The organism is Acinetobacter piscicola (assembly GCF_015218165.1).
GTDB lineage: Bacteria > Pseudomonadota > Gammaproteobacteria > Pseudomonadales > Moraxellaceae > Acinetobacter > Acinetobacter piscicola_A.
Genome location: NZ_CP048660.1, coordinates 90,949 through 113,889 on the forward strand (window position 1 = coordinate 90,949; position 22,941 = coordinate 113,889).

The 22,941-nt window shown below is 38.9% G+C and carries 16 protein-coding genes, 10 pseudogenes and 2 other annotated features; of the genes and pseudogenes, 16 read left to right on the forward strand and 10 right to left on the reverse strand.

What is annotated here, in order from left to right; genetic code table 11:
• Nucleotide 1 precedes the first annotated feature (1 nt).
• The 5 genes and pseudogenes from G0028_RS19485 to G0028_RS19505 all read left to right on the forward strand — a co-directional run bounded on the left by G0028_RS19485 (nucleotide 2) and on the right by G0028_RS19505 (nucleotide 6,468).
• Complete coding sequence (locus G0028_RS19485; RefSeq protein ID WP_005105901.1) at nucleotides 2-1,537, forward strand: 2-oxo acid dehydrogenase subunit E2; 1,536 nt, start codon at nucleotides 2-4, stop codon at nucleotides 1,535-1,537.
• A gap of 11 nt (nucleotides 1,538-1,548) precedes the next feature.
• Nucleotides 1,549-2,949, forward strand: coding sequence for a dihydrolipoyl dehydrogenase (lpdA, locus tag G0028_RS19490; protein WP_180047817.1), 1,401 nt, complete (start codon nucleotides 1,549-1,551; stop codon nucleotides 2,947-2,949).
• Nucleotides 2,950-2,960: 11 nt separating this feature from the next.
• The gene (locus tag G0028_RS19495) at nucleotides 2,961-3,746 is read left to right on the forward strand and encodes an acetoin reductase (protein WP_130075506.1); all 786 of its coding nucleotides are present in this window, start codon (nucleotides 2,961-2,963) and stop codon (nucleotides 3,744-3,746) included.
• 21 nt (nucleotides 3,747-3,767) lie between these two features.
• A pseudogene (locus G0028_RS19500) lies at nucleotides 3,768-4,834 on the forward strand (2,3-butanediol dehydrogenase).
• Between the two features lie 362 nt (nucleotides 4,835-5,196).
• Nucleotides 5,197-6,468, forward strand: a pseudogene (locus G0028_RS19505) (IS3 family transposase).
• Nucleotides 5,532-5,647 (forward strand) — a sequence feature (AL1L pseudoknot). (Overlaps the previous pseudogene by 116 nt.)
• Nucleotides 6,469-6,512: 44 nt before the next feature.
• Here G0028_RS19505 and G0028_RS19510 read toward each other — a convergent pair.
• The 4 pseudogenes from G0028_RS19510 to G0028_RS19525 form a co-directional block, all read right to left on the reverse strand.
• Nucleotides 6,513-6,663, reverse strand: a pseudogene (locus G0028_RS19510) (VF530 family DNA-binding protein); the annotation flags it as partial.
• A gap of 599 nt (nucleotides 6,664-7,262) precedes the next feature.
• Nucleotides 7,263-7,699: pseudogene (locus G0028_RS19515) on the reverse strand (transposase); the annotation flags it as partial.
• Between the two features lie 13 nt (nucleotides 7,700-7,712).
• Nucleotides 7,713-8,610 (reverse strand): annotated as a pseudogene (locus tag G0028_RS19520) (IS982 family transposase).
• Between the two features lie 82 nt (nucleotides 8,611-8,692).
• A pseudogene (locus tag G0028_RS19525) lies at nucleotides 8,693-9,384 on the reverse strand (IS3 family transposase); the annotation flags it as partial.
• A 403-nt stretch (nucleotides 9,385-9,787) separates the two neighbouring features.
• On the opposite strand from G0028_RS19525, the pseudogene G0028_RS19530 reads away from it, so the two are divergent.
• The 6 genes and pseudogenes from G0028_RS19530 to G0028_RS19555 all read left to right on the forward strand — a co-directional run.
• A pseudogene (locus tag G0028_RS19530) lies at nucleotides 9,788-10,097 on the forward strand (type II/IV secretion system protein); the annotation flags it as partial.
• Between the two features lie 104 nt (nucleotides 10,098-10,201).
• Nucleotides 10,202-10,564 carry a NirD/YgiW/YdeI family stress tolerance protein gene (locus G0028_RS19535; RefSeq protein WP_130075524.1) on the forward strand — a complete coding sequence of 121 codons (363 nt, stop codon included), beginning with the start codon at nucleotides 10,202-10,204 and terminating at the stop codon, nucleotides 10,562-10,564.
• 133 nt (nucleotides 10,565-10,697) lie between these two features.
• Complete coding sequence (locus tag G0028_RS19540; RefSeq protein WP_130075523.1) at nucleotides 10,698-11,366, forward strand: response regulator transcription factor; 669 nt, start codon at nucleotides 10,698-10,700, stop codon at nucleotides 11,364-11,366.
• A gap of 4 nt (nucleotides 11,367-11,370) precedes the next feature.
• On the forward strand, nucleotides 11,371-12,690 hold the full coding sequence (locus G0028_RS19545) for a sensor histidine kinase (RefSeq protein ID WP_130075522.1): 1,320 nt from the start codon (nucleotides 11,371-11,373) through the stop codon (nucleotides 12,688-12,690).
• A gap of 257 nt (nucleotides 12,691-12,947) precedes the next feature.
• Nucleotides 12,948-13,214 (forward strand): DUF1778 domain-containing protein, encoded by a 267-nt coding sequence (locus G0028_RS19550; protein WP_130075521.1) that lies wholly within the window; start codon nucleotides 12,948-12,950, stop codon nucleotides 13,212-13,214.
• Nucleotides 13,204-13,431: pseudogene (locus tag G0028_RS19555) on the forward strand (GNAT family N-acetyltransferase); the annotation flags it as partial. The gene G0028_RS19550 and the pseudogene G0028_RS19555, both read left to right, overlap by 11 nt.
• Nucleotides 13,432-13,784: 353 nt before the next feature.
• Here G0028_RS19555 and G0028_RS19560 read toward each other — a convergent pair.
• From G0028_RS19560 to G0028_RS21315, 3 genes are all read right to left on the reverse strand, one after another.
• Entirely contained in the window at nucleotides 13,785-14,042 is a 258-nt protein-coding gene (locus G0028_RS19560) for a helix-turn-helix domain-containing protein (RefSeq protein WP_078194516.1), read from the reverse strand.
• A gap of 440 nt (nucleotides 14,043-14,482) precedes the next feature.
• On the reverse strand, nucleotides 14,483-15,817 hold the full coding sequence (locus tag G0028_RS19565; RefSeq protein WP_180047583.1) for an ISNCY family transposase: 1,335 nt from the start codon (nucleotides 15,815-15,817) through the stop codon (nucleotides 14,483-14,485).
• A gap of 322 nt (nucleotides 15,818-16,139) precedes the next feature.
• On the reverse strand, nucleotides 16,140-16,748 hold the full coding sequence (locus G0028_RS21315) for a calcium-binding protein (RefSeq protein WP_218946374.1): 609 nt from the start codon (nucleotides 16,746-16,748) through the stop codon (nucleotides 16,140-16,142).
• Between the two features lie 113 nt (nucleotides 16,749-16,861).
• On the opposite strand from G0028_RS21315, the gene G0028_RS19575 reads away from it, so the two are divergent.
• Complete coding sequence (locus G0028_RS19575) at nucleotides 16,862-17,734, forward strand: tetratricopeptide repeat protein (RefSeq protein WP_180047581.1); 873 nt, start codon at nucleotides 16,862-16,864, stop codon at nucleotides 17,732-17,734.
• A 96-nt stretch (nucleotides 17,735-17,830) separates the two neighbouring features.
• On the opposite strand, the gene G0028_RS19580 is transcribed toward G0028_RS19575, so the two are convergent.
• Nucleotides 17,831-19,033 carry a transposase gene (locus tag G0028_RS19580; RefSeq protein ID WP_227554838.1) on the reverse strand — a complete coding sequence of 401 codons (1,203 nt, stop codon included), beginning with the start codon at nucleotides 19,031-19,033 and terminating at the stop codon, nucleotides 17,831-17,833.
• A gap of 54 nt (nucleotides 19,034-19,087) precedes the next feature.
• Here G0028_RS19580 and tnpA point away from each other — a divergent pair, with 54 nt between their 5' ends.
• Nucleotides 19,088-19,486 (forward strand): IS200/IS605 family transposase, encoded by a 399-nt coding sequence (gene tnpA / locus G0028_RS19585; RefSeq protein WP_152873595.1) that lies wholly within the window; start codon nucleotides 19,088-19,090, stop codon nucleotides 19,484-19,486.
• Nucleotides 19,487-19,575: 89 nt separating this feature from the next.
• On the opposite strand, the gene G0028_RS19590 is transcribed toward tnpA, so the two are convergent.
• The gene (locus G0028_RS19590; RefSeq protein WP_152873596.1) at nucleotides 19,576-20,376 is read right to left on the reverse strand and encodes a hypothetical protein; all 801 of its coding nucleotides are present in this window, start codon (nucleotides 20,374-20,376) and stop codon (nucleotides 19,576-19,578) included.
• A gap of 190 nt (nucleotides 20,377-20,566) precedes the next feature.
• Between G0028_RS19590 and G0028_RS19595 the strand changes: the two genes are divergently transcribed.
• Both G0028_RS19595 and G0028_RS19600 read left to right on the forward strand, forming a co-directional pair.
• Nucleotides 20,567-20,905, forward strand: coding sequence for a helix-turn-helix domain-containing protein (locus tag G0028_RS19595; RefSeq protein ID WP_111886070.1), 339 nt, complete (start codon nucleotides 20,567-20,569; stop codon nucleotides 20,903-20,905).
• On the forward strand, nucleotides 20,895-22,157 hold the full coding sequence (locus G0028_RS19600; protein WP_227554839.1) for a type II toxin-antitoxin system HipA family toxin: 1,263 nt from the start codon (nucleotides 20,895-20,897) through the stop codon (nucleotides 22,155-22,157). Before G0028_RS19595 ends, G0028_RS19600 begins: the two co-directional genes overlap by 11 nt.
• 44 nt (nucleotides 22,158-22,201) lie before the next feature.
• Here G0028_RS19600 and G0028_RS19605 read toward each other — a convergent pair.
• Nucleotides 22,202-22,309 (reverse strand): annotated as a pseudogene (locus tag G0028_RS19605) (IS3 family transposase); the annotation flags it as partial.
• A gap of 58 nt (nucleotides 22,310-22,367) precedes the next feature.
• On the opposite strand from G0028_RS19605, the pseudogene G0028_RS19610 reads away from it, so the two are divergent.
• Nucleotides 22,368-22,939: pseudogene (locus G0028_RS19610) on the forward strand (IS3-like element ISAba34 family transposase); the annotation flags it as partial.
• Nucleotides 22,643-22,759, forward strand: a sequence feature (AL1L pseudoknot). It overlaps the preceding pseudogene by 117 nt.
• Nucleotides 22,940-22,941 lie beyond the last annotated feature (2 nt).

Genomic DNA, 22,941 nt, shown 5'->3' on the forward strand with positions numbered 1-22,941 from the left:
GATGAGCGAAATTAAAACTTTAGAAATCCCAAAATGGGGGTTGTCCATGGAAGAGGGTACGATTGCCCAATGGCTGATTCAGGAAGGTACCCAATTTAGTAAAGGACAGGAAATTTGTGAAATTGAAACCACAAAAATCGTCAATGTATTGGAGGCACCTTTTGATGGCCTGCTACGAAAAATTATTGCTAACGATGGTGACACACTGGTCGTAGGTGGAATCATTGCAATTTGTGCAGACGCCCAAGTTTCCGATGCAGAAGTTGAAGCATTTGCACAGTCTTTAGGTGGAACACCTGCTGTAACAGAAAATAAAGCGGTAGCAGCGGTTCCTGAAAAAGTCGATGTGGCTCAAGTTGAAACCAAAGTACAAGCTGCTCCTAAACAGAACAGTGTTGGTAATGGATCAAAAGCGGTGACTCAGGGCGGATATTCTATTCCTGATGAGTTACAAGGCTACCAACAAAGCGATGATATTTTTGCAACGCCACATGCCTTGAAATTGGCTGAAAAGCATAATGTAAACTTGGCTCAGATTACGGGTTCTGGACGTGAAGGCCGTATCAGTGTTCAAGATATTCAGGCCGCAGTTCAAGCTGCTGGTGGTTCTTGGCCAGATGTACGTCATCAAGCTAGTACGAAAGCCGCGAAATCTAAAGCAGATGATAGTGATGTTCTAGCAACACCTGTTGCTCGCCGTTTGGCAAAACAATGGGGCATTAATTTGCATGATTGTCGTGCATCGGGTTCACGTGGACGAGTCTGTAAGGAAGATGTTGAAGCTGTATATCAACGTGAAAACCCTGTACAAGCTCAACATACTGAGTATGCGCATCCAACAGAGTCAGCAAAATTCACCACCGTAGCTATGAATGGTATGCGTAAAGCAATCGCTGCACGGCTACAAGCGGCAAAACGCAATGCACCACATTTTCGCTTAACGATAGACTTAAATGTTGAGTCGGTTCAGGCTTTGCGTCAGCAAATTAACAGTACTGTACCGCAAGTCAAACTGTCCATTAACGATATGCTGATTAAAGCTGCTGCTGCTGCACTGATTAAAGTTCCACAAGTTAATGTTCAGTTTGATGAAGAGAATCAGCAGATTTTACAGTTTGAACAGGCTGATATTTCGGTTGCTGTAGCCATCGAAAATGGACTGATCACGCCAATTATTAAAGCAGCGAACCGTAAATCTTTGGCGCAAATTTCCAATGATATGCGTGATCTGGCGACACGTGCCAAAACTGGAAAATTGGCACCTGATGAGTTTCAAGGGGGCAGTTTCAGTATTTCCAATTTGGGAATGCTGGGTATTCAACAGTTTGATGCCATTATTAACCCGCCTCAAGGTGCAATTCTAGCCTTAGGTGCAGCAGAGAAACGTGCTGTAGTTGAAAATGATGAGATTGTTGTTCGTGAAATGGTGACCGCAACATTGTCTTGTGATCATCGTGTCATTGATGGTGCGTTGGGTGCTCAATTCTTATCGGCATTTAAGCAGTTTGTCGAAAATCCTGCATTAATTTTGGTGTAGGAGGAATAGTCATGTCAGATACACAATTTGATCTTGTGGTTATTGGTGCTGGTCCTGGAGGATATGTCGCTGCGATTCGCGCAGCGCAACTGGGATTAAAAACGGCAATCGTTGAAAAACAACACTTAGGCGGAGTATGTCTTAATTGGGGATGCATTCCAACCAAGGCATTATTGAGCGGGGCTGTGCTTGCGCAGCAGTTTAAACATGCAGGGCAGTTTGGCTTTACGCTTAACGCGATTGATTTTGATATTCAAAAACTGGTCCATCATAGCAGACAGGTTTCTGAGCAACTGGTGCAAGGTATCGGTCAACTATTGAAAAAAAATCAAATCACTGTTTTTAACGCAGCAGCCCAGTTTATTGCCAAAGAGCAATTAGAGCTTACAGATGCGAATGGTCAAAAACAGCAGATTTCTGCACCGCATATTATTGTCGCAACAGGTGCACGTGCGGCCAATTTTCCTCATATTCCTGTAGATGGCCATCAGGTCTGGAGTTATAAAGAGGCTTTAGTTCCGGAACAATTACCAAAATCTTTACTGGTCATTGGTTCGGGGGCTATAGGCAGTGAGTTTGCAAGCCTATACCAAGACTTAGGCTGCCAAGTTACCTTGGTTGATATTGCAAAGCAGATTCTCCCTAGCGAAGACATTGAAGTTGCGAAGTATGTACAAAAGCAATTTGAACAGCAGGGTATGCAGGTTTTAACCGAAGCGACTGTAAAAAAAATAGAAACTGATCAGGCTCAAGTACATTGTCATATTGAAACTGCCACAGGTGTGCAAATCATTACTGTTGAAAAGGTGCTTTCAGCTATTGGCGTGAAACCGAATGCTGAAAATCTTGGCCTAGAAGCTTTGGGAGTTGAATTTGAGAATGGTTTTATTAAAGTCGACTCATGGTGTAAAACCAATGTAGTGGGCATTTATGCAATTGGTGATGTCGCAGGTGCACCGTGTTTGGCACACAAAGCCAGTCATGAAGCCATTCTTTGTGTGGAGAAAATTGCAGGCCTAAGTCATGTACATGCTTTAGATCGTACACAAATTCCGGGCTGTATCTTTACCCATCCACAAGTGGCCAGTATTGGTTTGACAGAACAGAAAGCGAAAGCTACGGGCTTGAATATCAATGTGGGTAAGTTTCCTTTACAAGCGAATGGTAAAGCATTGGCTTTGGGCGATAGCGCAGGATTTATTAAAACCATTTTTAGTCAGGAAACGGGTGAATTGTTGGGTGCTCACATGGTTGGACATGAAGTCACCGAACACATTCAAGGTTTTGCCATCGCGAAATACCTAGAAGCTACAGATGAAAGCTTAGCGCAGGTCATTTTCCCTCATCCTACTTTGTCTGAGGCGATGCATGAGTCGGTCTTGTCGGCGATGCAACGTGCAATCCATATTTAAGGAGTCGCAACATGCCTAGAGGTTTAAACAACAAAGTTGCTTTAATTACGGGTGCGGCACAAGGCATTGGACGTGGTATTGCCTTACGTTTAGCACAAGAAGGTGTTCATATTGCCTTGGTCGATCTTCATCAAGAAAAGTTAAATACTGTTCAAAAAGAGGTTGAAGCCTTTGGCGTAAAAGCCACCACATTTATTGCGGATATTTCAGATCCAATACAAATCAGTGACGCTATTAATCATGCAGAATCGACACTTAATGGTTTTGATATCATGATTAATAATGCAGGTATTGCACAAGTCAAAGCTTTGGCAGAAGTAACGCCGAGTGAATTTACCCAAATTATGAACATCAATGTCGGTGGTGTACTTTGGGGGATTCAAGCCGCAGCAAATAAATTTAAACAACGCCAACAGGCTGGAAAAATTATTAATGCATGCTCAATAGCAGGTCATGAAGGTTTTGCTTTGCTCGGTGTTTATTCGGCAACTAAATTTGCAGTTCGTGCATTGACGCAAGCTGCGGCTAAAGAATATGCCAGTGCTAAAATTACTGTAAATAGTTATTGTCCGGGTGTTGTTGGTACAGACATGTGGGTCGAAATAGATCAGCGGTTCTCTGAAATTACAGGTACACCAATTGGTCAAACGTATAAAAAATATGTAGATGGTATTGCTTTAGGACGTGCTGAAACACCAGATGACGTGGCTGCATTAGTTGCATTTTTAGCCAGCGAGGATGCAAACTATATTACAGGTCAGTCTATTTTGACAGATGGTGGAATGGTTTACCGTTAATATCAACATGAGGAATACACAATGAAAGCAGCTCGTTTTTATGATCGAGGGGATATTCGAATTGAAGATATCCCTGAACCGAAAGTACTTCCAGGCACAGTTGGAATTCAAGTTGCATGGTGCGGTATTTGCGGTACAGATTTACATGAATTCATGGAAGGCCCTATTTTTATTCCACCTTGTGGTCATCCACATCCAATTTCGGGAGAATCTGCACCTGTAACAATGGGACATGAATTTTCAGGCGTAGTTTATGCAGTTGGTGAGGGTGTAGACGATATCCAAATTGGACAACATGTCGTAGTTGAACCCTATATTATTGCGGATGATGTCCCGACTGGCCTGAATGATAAGTATCATTTATCAAAAAATATGAACTTTATTGGTTTAGGCGGACGTGGCGGCGGTCTTTCTGAAAAAATTGCAGTTCAACGACGTTGGGTACATCCTATTTCAAATGATATTCCCTTAGATCAGGCCGCATTGATAGAACCTTTATCTGTCGGTCATCATGCCTATGTCAGAAGTGGTGCAAAAGCTGGCGATATAGCACTGGTTGGTGGAGCAGGCCCTATAGGCTTACTTTTATCAGCCATTTTAAAGGCTAAAGGTCTCACGGTCATCATTACTGAATTGAGTGCAAAGCGTAAAGAAAAAGCGATAGAAGCGGGTGTTGCCGATTATGTACTAGACCCATCTAAGGTTGATGTAGTTGCTGAGGTAATGAAAATTACAGAAGACCGCGGTGTAGATGTCGCTTTTGAATGTAGTAGTGTCAATAAAGTCATGGATACACTCGTTGCAGCAATGAAACCAACTGGTGTAGTCGTTATCGTTTCTATTTGGAGCCATCCTGCCACAATTAATGTGCATAGTGTGGTGATGAAAGAGCTAGATATTCGTGGCACGATTGCTTATGTAAATGATCATCAGGAAACTATCCGTTTAGTCGAGCAAGGTAAGATTAATCTAGAACCTTTATTACCCAACGTATTGCATTAGATGATCTTGTTTCTAAAGGCTTTGAAACGTTGATTCATAATAATGAATCGGCTGTAAAATTATTGTTCATCCATAGTAAAGCCTAATTTGAATAAACTAGAAATAAACTCTATGTAGCTATTTCTAATATCTTTATAGATAGGGAATGAGTCTGTACGTACAGATTCATTCTCAAATTTAAGTGTTGAGTGCCAGTATGATTTTGATCATACAGCCTAGTAAAGATAGAAAATAAGTTTTAAATAAACCATAGGGATATAGACTAAATTTTGCCAGGAGAGTGATGGCAGTCCACCACTAATTAAAGGTGTCTACAAAATCATTGGCTATTCAATAATTTTAGTTTACTGTTTGGTATAAAATATTATGCTGAGTTTTGATAGCTACGATTTTGTTTGGCTTTTGACGTAAGACATACAAATATAAGCTTTCAACTTTTCACGTGCCCATGGTGTGGTATGAACCGTACCGGGTTTGTCGGAGACCAAGCTTTCTGAGAGAATGTCCCGATGAAAAAGTAAAATATACCCCTGAAATCAGAGAAAGAGCGGTTGAATTATTGATTGAATCCGAGAAAGATTATCCATCGAATTGGGCTGCGATCACCGCTATTGCTCCCAAGATAGGTTGTACTCCTGAAACTCTACGTGTTTGGTATCAAAAATATTTAGATAAACAAAACCCAATTAAAGTACAGCAACTTTCAGATCAAGAACGTATTAAACAACTCGAACGTGAAAATAAAGAACTGCAACGTGCTAACGAAATTCTACGTAAAGCAGCCGCTTTTTCGCCCAGGCGGAGCTCGACCGCCCACACAAATAATGGTAGATTTCATCCATAACAATAAGGCGTTATATGGTGTTGAGGCGATTTGCAGGATTTTACCGATCGCGGCTTCTACCTATTATCGAACACTAGATTTCGTTGAAAACCCAGAACATCGAGCAAAGCGAGATCTACATGACTTGCATCATGCTGAACAAATTAAACGAATTTGGAAGGAAAGTTCAGGTCGATATGGTGTGCGTAAAGTTTGGCAAAATTGAAACGTGAAGGCTATGTTATTGCTCGCTGTACAGTTGCTCGATTGATGCAAAACTAGGTATACAAGGTGTTTGGCGTGGTAAGAATAAACAAACTACCCGTAGCCGAGAGGATCAAAACGAGCAGATGACTTGGTGAAACGCAATTTTAGTGCTGATCATCCTGACCAGCTATGGGTCGCTGACTTCACGTATATTCAAACAAATTCAGGTTGGGTTTATACTGCATTTATTATTGATGTCTTCTCACGAGCAATTGTTGGATGGAAAGTATCGACACGGATGAATACAGATATGGTGCTCGATGCACTTGAGCAAGCGTTACATGCTCGAGACATGCCAAAGAATGTGATTCACCATAGTGACAGAGGGTTCAATATCTTTCCATTCGCTATACCAATCGTTTAGAAGCAGCAAATTTACGAGCATCAGTCGGTACGACCGGTGATTCATACGATAACGCTTTGGCTGAAACAGTGAATGGCTTATACAAAACAGAGGTGATTGAATATTTAAAGCAGACTGGCAAGGTTTAGCGGATGTACAACTTGCGACATTAAATTGGGTAGATTGGTTCAACAAAAGCGTGTACACAGCGCATTGGGTTATGTATCGCCTTTGAGTTTGAAGCAATGTACTATGATAAGATTAACCCGTTAGGTCACGTGGCCTAACTTAAATAAAAGTCTCCGACAAACCCGGTACGGTTCAGTACGTAAAACCGTAATGATGACTTAACACTTGGATCTATACAAAAACATCTAATTTCAATTTTACGACTTAAGCCTTCAAAGCCACCATAGTAATCCAATAACTCATCCAAAATGTCAGCAAGTTTTTGCCGTGTAGAGGTCATTGGAGGCGTTCATAATAAATAAACCATATTTTTGGAGGCTATTATTTTAACCTGAGCTAGTTGAAAATGGGAGGGTTGAAATTTAAACATAATTAACATTGATGTGTGCTGAAATAGCAGGAGACATTCACTTGTGAGATTCTAGTCAGCCGACTTGTAAAAATCTTCTGCCATTTGATTTGGTGTCTTAAAATGTAGACCTTTCTTTTATAGAATAAGACCTTAAAGAAACCTATTTAACTGAAGCAAACATAAAAGTGCATTACTAATTTGACAGATAATAAAACCTGATTTAATCTATATCAGAAATAATGAACAAATTAGCAGGTGTTATTTAATTAACTTATGTTCATCTAAAATCTAGTTCATAATTTAAATTATATTTAATAAACAATAAATTTAATTACTTAGATTACTAAAATGATAACTTATAAAATATTTGGTTCATGAACTTAGCTATGAATACATATTTTTCTACTAAAAGGTCTTAAGAATAGACTAAATTTGCCTATGAAAGTGGTGGCAGTCCGCACTAATTAAAAGGTGTCTACAGAGGTGGTCCCACTTGTTTGAACAACTAAAAGCATATTTATAAGTGATATTCCGCTCTAGTTAAGCCACCTTGTTTTGTTGGGTAGCTGATCATAGTAAAACTCATTTGGTGTCATTTTGTCTAGACTCGAATGAGGTCGTTTCAAATTATAAAACTCAAAATATGCACTCAATTGCTTTTTCGCATCTGTGACACTGCTATAAGCTTTGAGATACACCTCTTCATATTTAACGCTCCGCCATAATCGTTCAACCATCACATTATCTACCCATCGACCTTTACCATCCATACTGATTTGAATGCCATTTGATTTCAATACATCAATAAATGCATCACTGGTGAACTGACTGCCTTGGTCTGTATTCAATATTTCAGGTGATCCATATTTTTCAATCGCTTCATTTAAAGCCGAAATACAAAAATCCACCTCCATACTAATCGATACCCTATGCGCAAGTACCTTGCGGCTATGCCAATCAATCACAGCACATAAATAACGTGAATTCGGCTTAAGCAGATTTTAATTCAATAGGTTTTAAAATCTGCTGAATTCCTGAATTATATCCATTCACAAGTACCAACGCATATAAGGTTAAAGCTGAGAATATTGTCGTCAATAATCCTATTTTTGATCTATGGCGAGTGTGTTCAAGATCAAATTGACTTTTCATCAAATTAAATGGTGCTTCAATAATTCCACGTTTTTAATACAGCATGATCAAATGGATCTAAAACTTGTGGTTTCATATTTCTTTTACACGTGTAATCAGTTGAACACCAACTTCTGCAAGGCGATCCTTCCAATTCTTACCAATATAGCCACGATCACCAAACAACTTACCTTTTAATTTTGAGTGTTCTATTAATTCTGGTAATACTTTACGGTCATCAACGTTACCTGTTGTTATACAATAAGAAACTAAGCGTCCAACATGATCGCAAATCAAATGAATTTTGAAACCATAAAACCAATCTACAGAGGTTTTCCCCGACTTGCGCTGTCTACAAATACACGGTGTTGCTGAATACGTTTATTATGACACACAGCTAATTTGGTAGAATCAATAAAAGCAATTCCAGAGGATTGCACCTTTAAACTCTCAATAAGAGCGACAAAATACATCACATATTTTGCTTTTAATTCAATGAATCGGTTATAGCTAGGTAAGTTTGGAAAGTAAGAGCAAAGAAAAGGCTTAGCCCAATAAAGATAAAAGCCTTGAAGTTTCTACTCCTGTTAGATGAAACCACAATAATAAAGTGAGAACTTCAGAAGCACTGATTTTACTTTGGCGCAATCGCTTAGCTTGTCCTGAAGTAAGCCTATATTGTTCAACATTGTTGGTAATATCAGCACAAAAATCATCAATTAAACAAAAGTGTTGTAAGCTGTGTATCGATAGGCATTTGAGGTTATTCAGTTTTTGTCGTGATTAAATTGTGACTCAAATGCCTATTCTTTATCAAATTTCTTATCCCGAATTCACGTTAAATAAACAAAGCCTTTTGTCATAGGGATATACGTTATATCCGTAGACCACACTTGATTACTGCGCTGAATTGCCAATCCTTTGAGCAGATATGGATATTTACTGTGAGCTTGATTAGCCTGGCTTAAATTTGGTTTGCAATATAACGCCTGAATACCCATTTTCTTCATTAAAGTACGTGTATGACGTCGTCCTATATGATGTCCTTGACGATTCAACAAATCACGCATCATACGGCTACCTGCAAAAGATATTGCATATGTAATTCATCAATACACCGCATCAGCTTCAGATCTGATGAGCTAACAGGTTTTGGGCGATAATAATAACAACCACGAGACTTTCAGCAGCTTAGCTTGCTTAGATACTGAAATCTGAAGTGAGTCGTCGATTAACTTTGTGGTTGAAGCGGCCCAGTTTCTTCAACACACCTTCTAAAAAATCAATTTCTAATGCCTGCTCACCGATTTTTGCATGTAACTTTTAAGATCAATGGAGGTTCTGATGGAGCTTTTGATTGATCGAGCTTGCGAGGAAGCTGAGATCAATTGATTTTTCCAGTCAATAATTTGGTTTTGATGAACATCAAACTCAGAACTCAATTCAGCAAGTGTTTTTCTGCTTTGATCGCAGCAAGTGCTACCTTAGCCTTAAAGTCGTTTGAATGATTTCTTCTTGGTCTACGTGCCATAAATACTCCATATATTGATGTTTATAACATCATTTGAGGAGCAGAATATCACTTATAGCAGTTGTTCAAATTTCTGATCCACCTCTTTAATTTATATAAGTATATGTTTTATATTAATTATATTGTGACTTGTATTTTCAAGTATATGTCATAAAAAATAAATAACTATATATATTATATATTTATTGATGACACACTATTCTGACATGCTATTTTAAATATGGATTTGCATTTACTGACATGCAAAAGCATGTCTAAAAGCATGTCACCTTAATCATGTATTTAAGAATATGATTTATATATAAATATTATTTTTATGACACGCTTTTGAATATGACACGCTTTTTCTTATTTCTTTGATAATCTATTTCTACAAGTCTATTTCTACTGTATACACATTTTTATCAATGAACAAGAGTGGAAACATTTGACCTTTGATTATACGATTCAAATGCCTGATTTTGTCTACGAGGCGGTGGGCTGTGATGAATATCGTCAAACGGGTTATAAAGGCCGTGTGGGGATTTATTTATGAGTTTATGCCGCTCAGTATTGAAACCAAGCAATTGATTGGTGCCAATGCAGATTTAACCCAATTACGTACACAGGCGCGTAAAGAGCATGTCGAACCATTACGAATTGCAGGTGCGCGTAAAGTACTTGCAGGGGTGACGACTTTAGAAGAAGTCCTGCGTGTCGTACCGCTCAACTAATGGTTCGATCAAATAAATAAAAACGTCTTTGCAGCTTAAGATTCGCCTCATCTTGCTTTGTTTAAATAGCGCTATCGAAATAGACAAAGTAAGAGAGACCGAAGATGAAAACATTCACTCAATTGGTATGTGGTTTAGCATTCGCAGGTGTGGCATCAGTGGCAGTTGCGAATACAGCAGTCAATCAAACGGCAGTTTCACCGATGAAAACCACATCGGTGAAACATGCTTTAGGCTTAAAAGATGATAGTAAAGTTCAATTGAAAGGTTATGTTGTGAAATCGATGGGTGATGAAAAATATCAGTTCCGCGATAGCACAGGCAGCATTACAGTGGATATTGATGATGAACTTTGGCAAGGCAAAGCAATTTCAGCTAAAACACCGGTAACGCTCATTGGTGAAATCGACATTGATTACAAACCAACAAAACGCGTTGAAGTTGATGTCGATCAAGTAAAATTTTAATTTAGCCTGTCATTCAATACAGTGCTGCTCCATGAAAAAAACCACGGCTTGCTGTGGTTTTTTTATGATATGAGCAGATATGTGCAAAAGTTCGGTACACTGAAGTCGTGACTATAGTAATAGGGTAGGTAAGATGCGAATTTTATTGGCAGAAGATGATGCATCCCAAGCGGACAGTATAAAAACATGGCTTGAAATGGATGGCTATAGTGTCGATTGGGTTGAGCGAGGCGATCACGCTATTTTGGCTTTAGAACAACATCAATATGACTGCATACTATTAGATCGTGGCTTACCAAAAGTAACTGGTGATGAAATTTTAAAACGTATCGTACAGTTGCATCCGCTTACACCAGTTTTATTTATTACTGCTCGGGACAGTAGTGCAGATCGTGTTGAAGGTTTAGATCTGGGAGCCCATGATTATTTGGTAAAACCCTTTAGCTTGGAAGAGTTGTCAGCAAGGGTGCGTGCCCAATTACGCTTGCATCATCAACAGCGTGATAATTCTCTGACTTTCGGGGATTTAAGTTTAGATGTACAAGCCAAAACGCTGCGTAAAAATGCGGAATTGATTACGTTGACTTCGCGTGAATATCAAATTTTGCATAAGATGATGTTGAATCCAGAGCATATTATGACGCGTAGCCAACTCGAAGAATCACTCTATGCTTGGGGGGATGAAGTGGAAAGTAATGCGATCGAAGTTTTTATTTACCAATTGCGTAAGAAGATTGGCAGTGATTACATTAAAACCTTAAGGGGTTTGGGTTATCGCATGAATCTTCCGCAAAAAAGTTAAGTTTATGAGTGATAAAAAAAGCATTTCCTTACAGTCGCAACTGATTAAAACCTCACTGCTCGGTGCAATTTGGGCGGGAGCAATCTCTCTGTGTCTGATGTTGGGATTTGGTCTGTATCACATCATGAGTGTACACGATGCCCTGATGGACGAAGTGGCTGACATGCTCACTGCTACTGATCTCACGCTGAAGCAAGACGAACAAATAGATGAGCTGAGTAAAGAGTTTGATATGCAATATCAACTCATGCAAGGGTCGCAAGTCTTAACCACATCGGAACAACACACAGCATTTGAACATCAGCCTAGTTTAAAACAGGGACTGCACTATCAATGGAGAGATGGTGCGCTATGGCGTAGCTATGCACTTCAGGACGATGGATTAACCGTACAAATCGTTCAGCCAATGAAAACACGGCTGAGAGAAACGCTGCAAAGCGTACTAGGCTACGCAGGGATTCTGTTGATTGTCTGGTTGATCCAATGGCTATTACTACATATTTTGATTAAACGTCAATTGAAAGTTTTACAGCTATTTTCAAAACAAATCGCTGAAAAAAATGTAGCTGATTTACAAGCCATCGTCTTACCTGAACCTGTATTGCAGGAACTAGAGCCGATCCAAACACAGCTGAATTTTTTATTAAACCGATTAGATCAAGCCTTAGAGGCGGAACAGCGTTTTACCTCCGATGCCTCACATGAATTACGCTCACCATTGTCTGCGATTCAAATGCGACTTCAGGTATTAAAACGGAAATATCCTGACATTCAGCACGATTTATTGAGCATACAGCACGATGTTAATCGAGGGACAAGGGTTTTAGAAAATCTACTGATTTTGGCGCGGCTTGACCCGACGCAATCGGAGCAATTAGATAAAAAACAGAACAACTTAGAACAGCTGAGTTTACAAGTCCTTGATGCTTTACAGCCTTTTATTGAAGAAAAGCAGATCGAATTGAAGCTACAGACCCAGTCTGTACAGTTTGCGATGAACGCAGAGTTAATGTTTAGCTGTCTGCGAAATTTAGTCGATAACGCTATTCGTTATAGTCCTGAGCAAGGACAGGTCAAGATTGATTTAACGGTAACAGCACAGCAGGCGATTTGGACGATCGAAAATCAAGGTGCAGGACTGACAGTTGCAGAATTGCAACGCATTGGCGAGCGGTTTTACCGCGTATTGGGAACAAAGACACAAGGTTCAGGTTTAGGTATTTCAATTGCCCAAAAAATTGTACAGTTACATCAAGGTCAATTAAGTGTGAACGCCTCTGAACTGGGCGGCTTAAAGGTACAACTCACTTTTCCAATCTGTTAAAAACATGATTTGCCCTATGGAATTTAGCGATAGTGTGTTGTGAGAGGAAGATGAGTGTTGCGATTTAAATTAAGTTTGAGTAGCTATAAAACTTAAAAAGTAGTAAGCGGATGGCTTACTGCTTGTGTCCACGATTATTTTTATTGCGCTGATAATTATTATTTTTATAACAAAATTTAAAAATTTGAATTTTGGTGAATTATTTTTTATCTGCTATAATTTGTACATCAAAATGACGTACAAATTGGTGAAAAAATATGGCTAACTTAGCAACAGAACGAATCAATGTTCGTTCAACAATAGATGCAAAAAATGTGATTGAACAAGCTGCGGATTTATTAGGTCTCAGTGTCAGTTCTTTTATGATCCAATCTTCATTTGAACGAGCAAAAGAATTACTTAAATCTAATCATGAGTTAAAAGTGAATAATGCTGATCGTGATATGTTAATGAATATGCTTGAAAACCCACGTCCTGCAAATGATGAAATGAAAAATTTAATGAGTTTGTTAGATGAAAATTGAGGTTTTACAAACCCATCATCAGAAAAAATCATTTAATTGTGGGCAAGATGATTTAAATAATTTTTTAAAACAATACGCATCACAACATCAGAAATCTGGAACAAGTAAAACGTATGTTGCTGTTGATAATGATACAAAGGTGAGTGGATTTTATTGTTTATCAAGTACCTCTATCGGATTTGATGTAGTTGATGCGGTTCTTACTAAACGATACCCCAACCTTGGCAATAGTCACCGACATAAAATACCTAGAACTACATATATTGTATTTTAATAAATCCTATATATAACATATATATAAAGTCTTTATTTTGTGTGGTGTAACTTAACGTAGGGTGAGGTACTTTGGTTTTTGGTCACCAGAATTATTGTGATAATCAGCAATAATAACCGACATATACATACTGAATCTAAGGGGGTTTTTACTGATTGGTATAATTTGGTGTTGAGGCTATACGATTTCTATTTTGCCTTTTGGCGTAAGACGTATAAATATAGCCTTTCTACTTTCTTATCTAAAAATTCATCTTTGTTGTACTTTGATTGATAATCTAGCCCGCTAAACTTTTATTAATCATCTTCCGCAAACATTGTTTCAATTTCATTCCAATGCGGAAATTTATACTTCTTTTTATCCACTTCAAATTGCAGGCCTACTGCATTAAGTACACATTCAAATGTGCTAAATGAGCCTGTAAAGTGGCAATTTTCTATTTCTGAAATCGTTGTTTTATTGATGTTCGTTTTTTCTGAAAGATTTTTCTGTGTATAGCCCAGAGCTTTTCTTGCCAAACGTATTTCTTTACCTATTTCTTCTCTTGAAGCCATATCAATTCTACCCCTAGAAATTTGTTCGCTATATAGCAAACTTTTGATAAATTATGGCAAATATTCGCTATATAGCAAACTTTTATAGTGATTTTTGAATACCTTTGAATTTATAGGGTTCGATTTTGCCTTAAATTATTTGAATAGAGCTCATATGTGTATAGGATTTTTAATCCTTTAGAATTAGGCTAGCCTGTCTCTTGATGTAAAATCAATAATACTTGGACATCTATTCTTGTTTTATCTGGACATTTTTTTCTGCTTTAGGGTTAAATGAAACTACACAAAGATGTGGAACTTTGATTAAAGAACAGGCGTGGAACGTGAATAATCACGAAAAATCCGTTCCAGTGCGCTGTTTACTGGAACGAATTTAATTAAGATATTGATGTTTATAGGAAAAATTCAAGCTGTTATTCACCAATTAAAATGTCCTGTTTTTAACTACAAGAGTCAAGTACAGGATTTAAATTTCTTTGTTCAATAACAACTTTCTGAGCTTTACGACTCGGCATACTTTTCTTGAGACGGGAACGTTTATTCTGTTTCTCCAATTCCTCATGTTGCTGCTGGATATGGGCCAGGACCGAACCTAATCTTTTATTCTCAACCACTTCATTCTGCTGTAGTCCAGCCAGTTTATTGAAGACGCTATAGTTGATCTTCCGTCCTTCATGCATGATTGCCACAGTACCATCCGGGTACTCCAGAAATGAAATGTATTGCCCAACAAGCTTATGATTCAGCTCTGTCGGTTCAAGCATATAAATACACTTGTCATAGGTCAGGGTCAGATTCTTGGTGACCTTACGCGGTTCCTGCCAGGTAAAAATATCATCCAGTTCAAGATCAGATTCGCTTAATGGCCGATGCAGGTTCTTTGAGTTTCGCGCACATTTGGCGAACTTCTGATTGAACTGCTCAATAAAGCAGGGTAACCATATATTGGCCTCTGCAATCGAACCGATGCCTTCCAGGCGCATCTCCTTGATCAGACGGTCCTGAAGGGTTCTGTTGGCACGTTCCACACGACCTTTGGCTTGGGGTGAGTTGGCAAAGATAATATCGATGTTCAAATTATTCAGAATCCGCCCAAATTGCGTAATCTGGCTGTCTTGCCTGGATTTTTGATTAACTCTGAATACCGAATGCTTGTCGCTATAAAAGGCTAGAGGTTTGCCGTATTGTTCAATGTAGGCTCGGGTTGAAAGCATGTAGTCAAAGGTCGTTTCAGCCTCACAAAAGCGCAGATGCAACAGCTTTCCAGTAGCATCATCGATATAAACCAACAAGCAGCATTTTGCAGCTCGACCTTCAAACCAGTCATGATATGAGCCATCAATTTGGATCAGTTCACCGAAGCAATCCCGGTTATAACGTGGCTGATATGGGCGCTTCAGGCGCTTGGATCGCGGAATCCACAGGTCATTGGCCGTCATCCAGCGCCGAAGCGTTTCTACCGGGATATTCAGGTCAAACATGCTGCTGAGCTTCTCATGCGCCAAGGTGGGTCCAAAGCCCAGCAAATGTTCAGCAATAATGGAAAGGCACTTTGATTTTAACAAGTCATCATGGCGACGATGGCCAGCTTGACCACGACTGGCATGTGCCATACCTGAGACACCATCTTGATTGAGCTTCTGCAATAACCGGGTAATTTGACGGGTGGAAAGATTTAGGATTTCAGCAGCACGGACCTGGGTAATACGATGATCTCGAACGTCTTGCAGAACTGCAAGCCGTTGAATTTCTTTGTCAGACATAGTGATCAGCATCTATATTTATATCCAGTCCATGGTGATAAAAACCATCATAAACTAGACATTTTTATTGGTGAGAATATAGACACTTTAAATGGGTTCTAACAGAGCGATTTCGCATAATATAGATTATGTTAAATGTAAAGAAATATTAATCTTTTGAAATCAAAAGGTTGTATTTAATCTCTTTATCATGACTAGCTAATTGTTGGGATTTGACTATTTAGGAATTAGAAAAATTCGGCATTAATCCGAAGCACAAAAATTAAAATTTTAAATTTTAAAACTCGCCACGATTGTGGCGAGCCTTATATTTGGTTTTTAACTTTCAACTGGACTATATGATTAAAGCATTCATTGCTATTAAGTCATCCAGATTGTTGGCAGAATTCCAATTTGAAAGCACAAGGAAGTCAGTCCCAACACCATTACCATCCTTTAGACCAATAGTGACGCTGCCACCAGTATTAGTTACCTCAAGAAAATCTGCCAATGAATCTTGATTTGCACCATCCAACAAGCTAGACACATCAATTAAATCACCATCAGATACATTAAAATCCCTAATTTCATCAATATTTCCATCAATATTTATTAGATCAAAAACAAACGTATCAGCACCACTTCCACCATGTAAAATATCACGACCTACGCCACCAATTAGTGTGTCATTACCTGCACCACCATACAGTGAGTCATTCCCTGCTCCACCAATCAGGGTGTCGTTCCCTGAACCTGTGAGAACGTAATCATCGCCATCACCAGCATCCACAGTCACGTTGCTTGAGATATTTGTACTGTTAAATGAATCAGCACCACCTTTAAGATCAAAGCTTAAATCACCATTTAGATGCGATGGCAAGCTGATATTATCGCCACTTTCAGTGCCGCTTACTTGGTAATGAGCCAAAAGTTCACTTAGCGTAAATGCGCGATCCGCAAACACAAAATGCTCAATAGCGTAATCCGTTCTTGACTGAAAGTTTGCAATGCTGACGCTATCGCCTTCGTTGTAACCCTCAATAACTAGCTCACCTCGGTTAAAACCTAATCGAACCTATGAATTTCAAGAAAACAATACTTTCAATTTCACTTTCTCTATTTGTTAGTACGGCTTTTGCAGGCGCTTTCAATTTGGAAGAAACAAAAAAATTAGCTTACCAAGGTGATGCCAAAGCCCAATATGAATTGGGGTATGCATATTACTATGGTGAAGGTGTCCCAGAGAATGAGGAACGTGGTATTGAGTGGCTATTGTACTCAGCAAAACAAGGAAATGCTGATGCTCAATATGAATTAGGCGCGGCACTTTATGATGAAAATATTAAGGGTAGCGACAAACAACCAACGGTCGTTGAGTGGTTAACTAAATCAGCCAATCAAAACAATGCTGACGCTCAGTTTTTTTTAGGTTTTATCTATGCAACAGATTTTGGTAAACCAGAGTCCTACAAGAAAAGCTTACAATATCTTGAGCGTGCTGCAGCACAAGGACACACTGAAGCTCAAGCTTATGCCGGTCTTCAATACTTAAATGGCTACTTTGGCGCACAAAGAGACGTTCAGAAAGCATATAAATATTTAAAGGCAGCGGCCGATAAAGGCGATATAACATCCCAAGAACAAATTGGATTTATGTACCTTACCGGTCTTGGAATGAAACAAGATTATCAAAAGGCATTTAATATTTTTACCGAGTTAAGTAAGAAGCACCCTTCTGAAGGAACTATTTACTATCTTGGTTACTTTTATGAAAAAGGCATCATTGTTCCGCAAAACCATCAAAAAGCCTTTGAGTACTATATGCAAGCACATGAATACGCTGCAGCTCAAAACAGCATTGCAAAGCTATATCAAAATGGACTTGGTGTAGCACAAGACAATACCAAAGCATTTGAGTGGTTTCTTGACATACTCCCACCACCAAGCTAAGAGCTATGGTGGGGGAATCTTTGCGACCCATGCAATCTTAGAGATTGCACCTTTCGATACCGCACTGCGCTGACAGTATGGCGGTACAGGAACTCTTTATACAGCACTATGTCCTAGTGCATCAGCTAAAGCGAAATTGCGTATATTCAAGCTTGCATTCAAATCACGATCATGCACTGTTTCACAGTCAGGACATTGCCATTCTCTTATGCTTAGTGGCAATTTTGTCATAGTATAACCACAACATGAACATGCTTTAGAACTTGGAACGAATCTTCCAATTTGTAGCACATTCTTACCGAACCATTTTGCCTTGTATTGCAATATCGTAAGAAATTGACCCCAAGCCACATCCGAAATGGACTTGGCTAATTTTCGATTTCTTACCATGTTTTTTATCCCTAAATCTTCTACAGCATACGTGGTCGCTTGGTTTTCACAGATCAAGTAATGCGTGAGTTTGTGATGTAGGTCTAAGCGTTGCAGGCGCACTTTTTCATGGATGAATGCAACACTTAATTTTTGACGTTGATAATTCTTTGATTCTTTCTTCTTTCGAGCAAATATCTTCTGCTGTATGGATAGTCGGTTTTGAGCCTGTCGCAAGTATTTTGGATTTTCAACCTTATTACCATCGGATTGAATGAGCATGTGATTCAAACCCATATCAATTCCGATGGTTTGATCAGCTTGAATTGTTGTTGATGCAACAAGTTCTAACTCTGACTCGACCAAAATCGAAGCATAATACTTACCTGTCGCTGTTTTGCTAATGGTGACAGTTTTGATTTTCCCATTAAATACCCGACTAAATACAGTTTTTATCCCTTTAATTTTAGGTAGATGAAGTAATCCGTTCTCAAAGCTCACTGTTGCGTGCTGAGGGCATTGATAAGACCGTTGCGGTATTTTCTTGGATTTGAACCGTGGGTAGCCGACAAGATGACTTAATGGGCGTTTTTCATCAGGATTTGGTTTATATCCTTTGATCTTTCTGAATTCAACCTTGCCTTTCTTTAATCGCTGAAAAAAGTTGTTGTAAGCAGTGTGTAGGTGAAGTAACCCACTAAGAAGTGATTGACTATTCACCTCGTTCAACCATTCGAATTCAGGTTGTTTTTTCATGGCAACTAATTGGTCTTGAATATCCTTTTTTGATAATAATTTTTGAGTTTCAGAATGAGCTTTAGTTTGAAGTGCTAAAGCCCAATTGAAAATAAAGCGAGTGCATCCGAAGTGCTTTTCAAATTGCACTTTCTGCTCAGAAGTAGGATAGATGCGATATTTATACGCTTTCAAAAAAGGTTGTTTCATGGTTATAATTTAGCAAATTAATTGCTTAGTGTAAATGTAATGAAGTCACATTATCACTGTGTTTATAAACTTACATATCATTTAGTGTTGGTAACAAAATATCGCAAGAAATGCCTTTCAAATGAGATGATCAATCGGCTTGAAGAAATTGTAAAAAAGAACTGTGCTGATTGGGAGATTGACTTGATTGAGTTCAATGGTGAAGCTGATCATATTCACTTATTGTTAGATATGCACCCGAATATCATGCCAAGTAAATTCATCAATAATCTAAAAACTGTATCAAGCAGACTGATACGCAAGGAGTTCGGTGAAGAACTAAAACCTTATTATTGGAAACCTGTGCTTTGGACGAGGGCATACTGTCTACTTACAACAGGTGGAGCGACAATTGATGTAATTCGAGAATACATCCAAAACCAAGAAAGACCCGACTGAAAAGGCGTGCTATCCATCTCCATCTAAATCACAGATTATAGATGGAGAATTCCGCACATTTAGTTAAACAAAAAATCAATGTTTAGGGATTAATTTAATGCCACGCGATTATTAAAATTCAGTAATTTTGAGTATTCAGCTTCTTCAATATCATCTTGATCGGTTATTGGATAAAACTCACTTTCAGCAGTACGGCAGATAACTAAACTAATAAAACTATATGCAGCCAAAGTGTAATCAAATGTCTTCAACCTAACCCTATCTATTGTTTTACCCTGTAGTCCTGCAAAATTTTTATAATTAGCCAATTTTTTATCTACAACATAAGAATGTTTGATCACATTGTTTAAAACCCGAAGCTCATCAATCAGCTGGTATGAAAGTGCATTAGACACATTTAATCCACGATCACGTAAGTAGTTCTCAATCTCATGCCATTTGTGCGATAAACGCCTACCCGGATAATACAAACCTAAACAGCGATTAGTGAATTGCTCAATTGTGGCCCACAAATTAATCACTAAACTCTCATCAGCCAATGAACCCACACGGCGATTTTGCTCTTTGTGATTAAAGTTTGGCGATACCATTCTAAACCCAGATACCATCTCTAGATCATCCTCAATATCATCAAACAAGTTACCGCAATCTGAATTAAATTGTTCAAATACAGAGTCAACAACTTCACCATTATTTTTATGCGCGGACATCGCAAACCTGTGAAACATTACTATGTCATCTATGCGCTGTATGGCCTGCGTTTTTAATGACATACGCTCCATGACGCATTCACCCACAGGATAACGACATATCTCCTTGACCATTAACCTTACATGGTTATTGGTTTTACAAAATTGCTCCATTTCCAAAAGAATTTTCGGTTGATCCATTACTTTACCTTTCTTTTATTTCTCGCACTTACACAGCGCACTTCCTCTCAAGTCAATTTAAATTATGCACCAACCCTGCAAATAGGCTCAATAGCATAAAAGCCCTTAAAATATACCTTGAATAAACACCCATAAAATACTGCTTAAGTCGGTTAATCGGTATATAATGACCTTATTGAGGAGATTTTTCATGAAAAGAGCAGCAAGTGATTTTATGCTTGAGGGTGTTGAAGATCTGTTGGTTCAGATCGGGAGTAACATCAAAACAGCACGCATGAACCGGAATATGACGATTAGCGAATTGGCTAACCGTGTGCATGTGGATGAAAAGACAATCTCACGACTTGAAAGCGGCAAACCCAGCTCTAACCTAAAAAATCTTATTTCCATTCTCGTTGTATTTGGCTTGGAAGACAGTTTGCTTAGTATTGCGAACCCACAAAATGACGAAGTTGGAAAAGCACTCGCTACCAAAAAAGTTCGAGTCCGCGCTAATAATAAATCAGAGGATATGAGTGATGACTTCTAAAAACCTATCCATGCAAGAAGAAATTAAGAGCTGCTACATTTTTTTGGATACAGGCGATACGCCGCAAGTTGTTGCTCAATATGCGCTCAAAGATTCAATCTATAATTTTATTTATGGTAAGAGCTATTTGGATCTCAATAACTCATTTGAGCTTGATCCAATTAACCTACCATTTATTACACCCAACACGGCGTACACCACTGCAGCTAAAGATGGCTTTGGCGTACTTGCAGATGCTACGCCCGACAATTGGGGTCGTAAGCTTACGTTAACCCAGCACACTCGCGTACCACTCAATCAAATTGAATGGCTTATTGCGGCACGTGGTAATGCAGTTGGGTGCTTAGTGGCGAGTTTGTCTTCTAAAGCGGTCAAAACCGTTGGCAAAGAATCCTTTGTTAAATTCTCTGACTTACAGGCTTACTTAAAATTATCTAAAGCAGTTGATCAGCACCAAGACCCGAACATGATCAGCATGATGACCGATAATTATTTATCAAAACTCATTCACCATGGGTCATCAATGGGGGGTGCGCGACCTAAAGTGGTCGTACAGCACAAAGGCATTGAGTGGATTGCGAAATTCAATAAATCCGATGACCTCTTTGATAATGCAAAAGTTGAATATGCATCAATGAAGATGGCGCAAGCTTTAGGTTTGAATGTCAGCAATGTCGAGCTTGAAGAAGTTGAAGGCAACCCTATTTTGCTTGTTGAGCGCTTTGATCGTAACTGCCCTGAGCGAAAGAAACACTACATCAGCGCACACAGCCTTATGAACATCCGTAAAGTGCGCGTAGACGACTTAAAGATGTCTTATATGCATTTGTCTAAGATCTGCAGTCAAATTTGCCATGACGCAATCAGCAATCAATTAGAGCTATATAAGCGCATGGTCTTGAATGTGATGATCAGTAATACAGATGATCATTTAAAAAACCATGGCTTCTTAATGCATGACATGAAAAATCATCATTATTCACTCAGCCCTCTATTTGATGTTCTACCGCACGGATCTCGCGCATCTTACCCAAAAGAACATGCGATCGCCGTGGGAGAAGAAGGCCGAATCGGAACGGCGCAAAATCTATTGAGTCGCTGCAATGCCTTTGGGTTAACCGAGTTTCAGGCAAAAGAGATCATAAAGAATGTTCGAGATGTACTTGAGTCAAGAGATGAATTCTTTAAGGATGCTGAAATGAGCGACTACCAAATGAGACAACTGGACCATTACTACAATCTAGGCAACTAAAAAACCGCCCATTTGAACTGAACCCCAAATCTTGGACAGTTTAGTTAACAACAGGATTGAGTTCTGAATTGAACAAGGCTCAATCCTTTTAAATTTAGTTGTATTCTTTCATGATTATAATAATAGATGTAATCATGAATTGTCCGTTGCATCATTGAGGTGAACCGTACCGGGTTTGTCGGAGACTCAGTATTCTGAGAGAATGTTCCGATGACCAAATTAAAATATACCCCTGAAATCAGAGAAAGATCGGTTCAATTATTGATTGAATCTGAAAAAGACTATCCATCTAATTGGGCTGCGATCACAGCTATTGCGCCTAAGATTGGTTGTACTCCTGAAACACTTCGTGCTTGGCATCAAAAGCATTTAGATGAGCAAAATCCTATCAAAGTACAACAGATCTCTGATCAAGAAAAAATGAAGCAAATGGAACGTGAAATCAAAGAATTAAAGCGTGCCAATGAAATTCTGCGTAAAGCAGCCGCTTTTTTCGCCCAGGCGGAGCTCGACCGCCCACACAAATAATGGTGGATTTCATCCATAACAATAAGGCGTTATATGGTGTTGAGGCGATTTGTAGGATTTTACCGATCTCAGCTTCTACCTATTATCGAACACTAGATATTGCTGAAAACCCAGAACATCGAGCAAAGCGAGATCTACATGATTTGCATCATGCTGAACAAATTAAACGAATTTGGAAAGAAAGTTCAGGTCGATATGGTGTACGTAAAGTTTGGCAACAACTGAAACGTGAAGGTTATGTTATTGCACGCTGTAT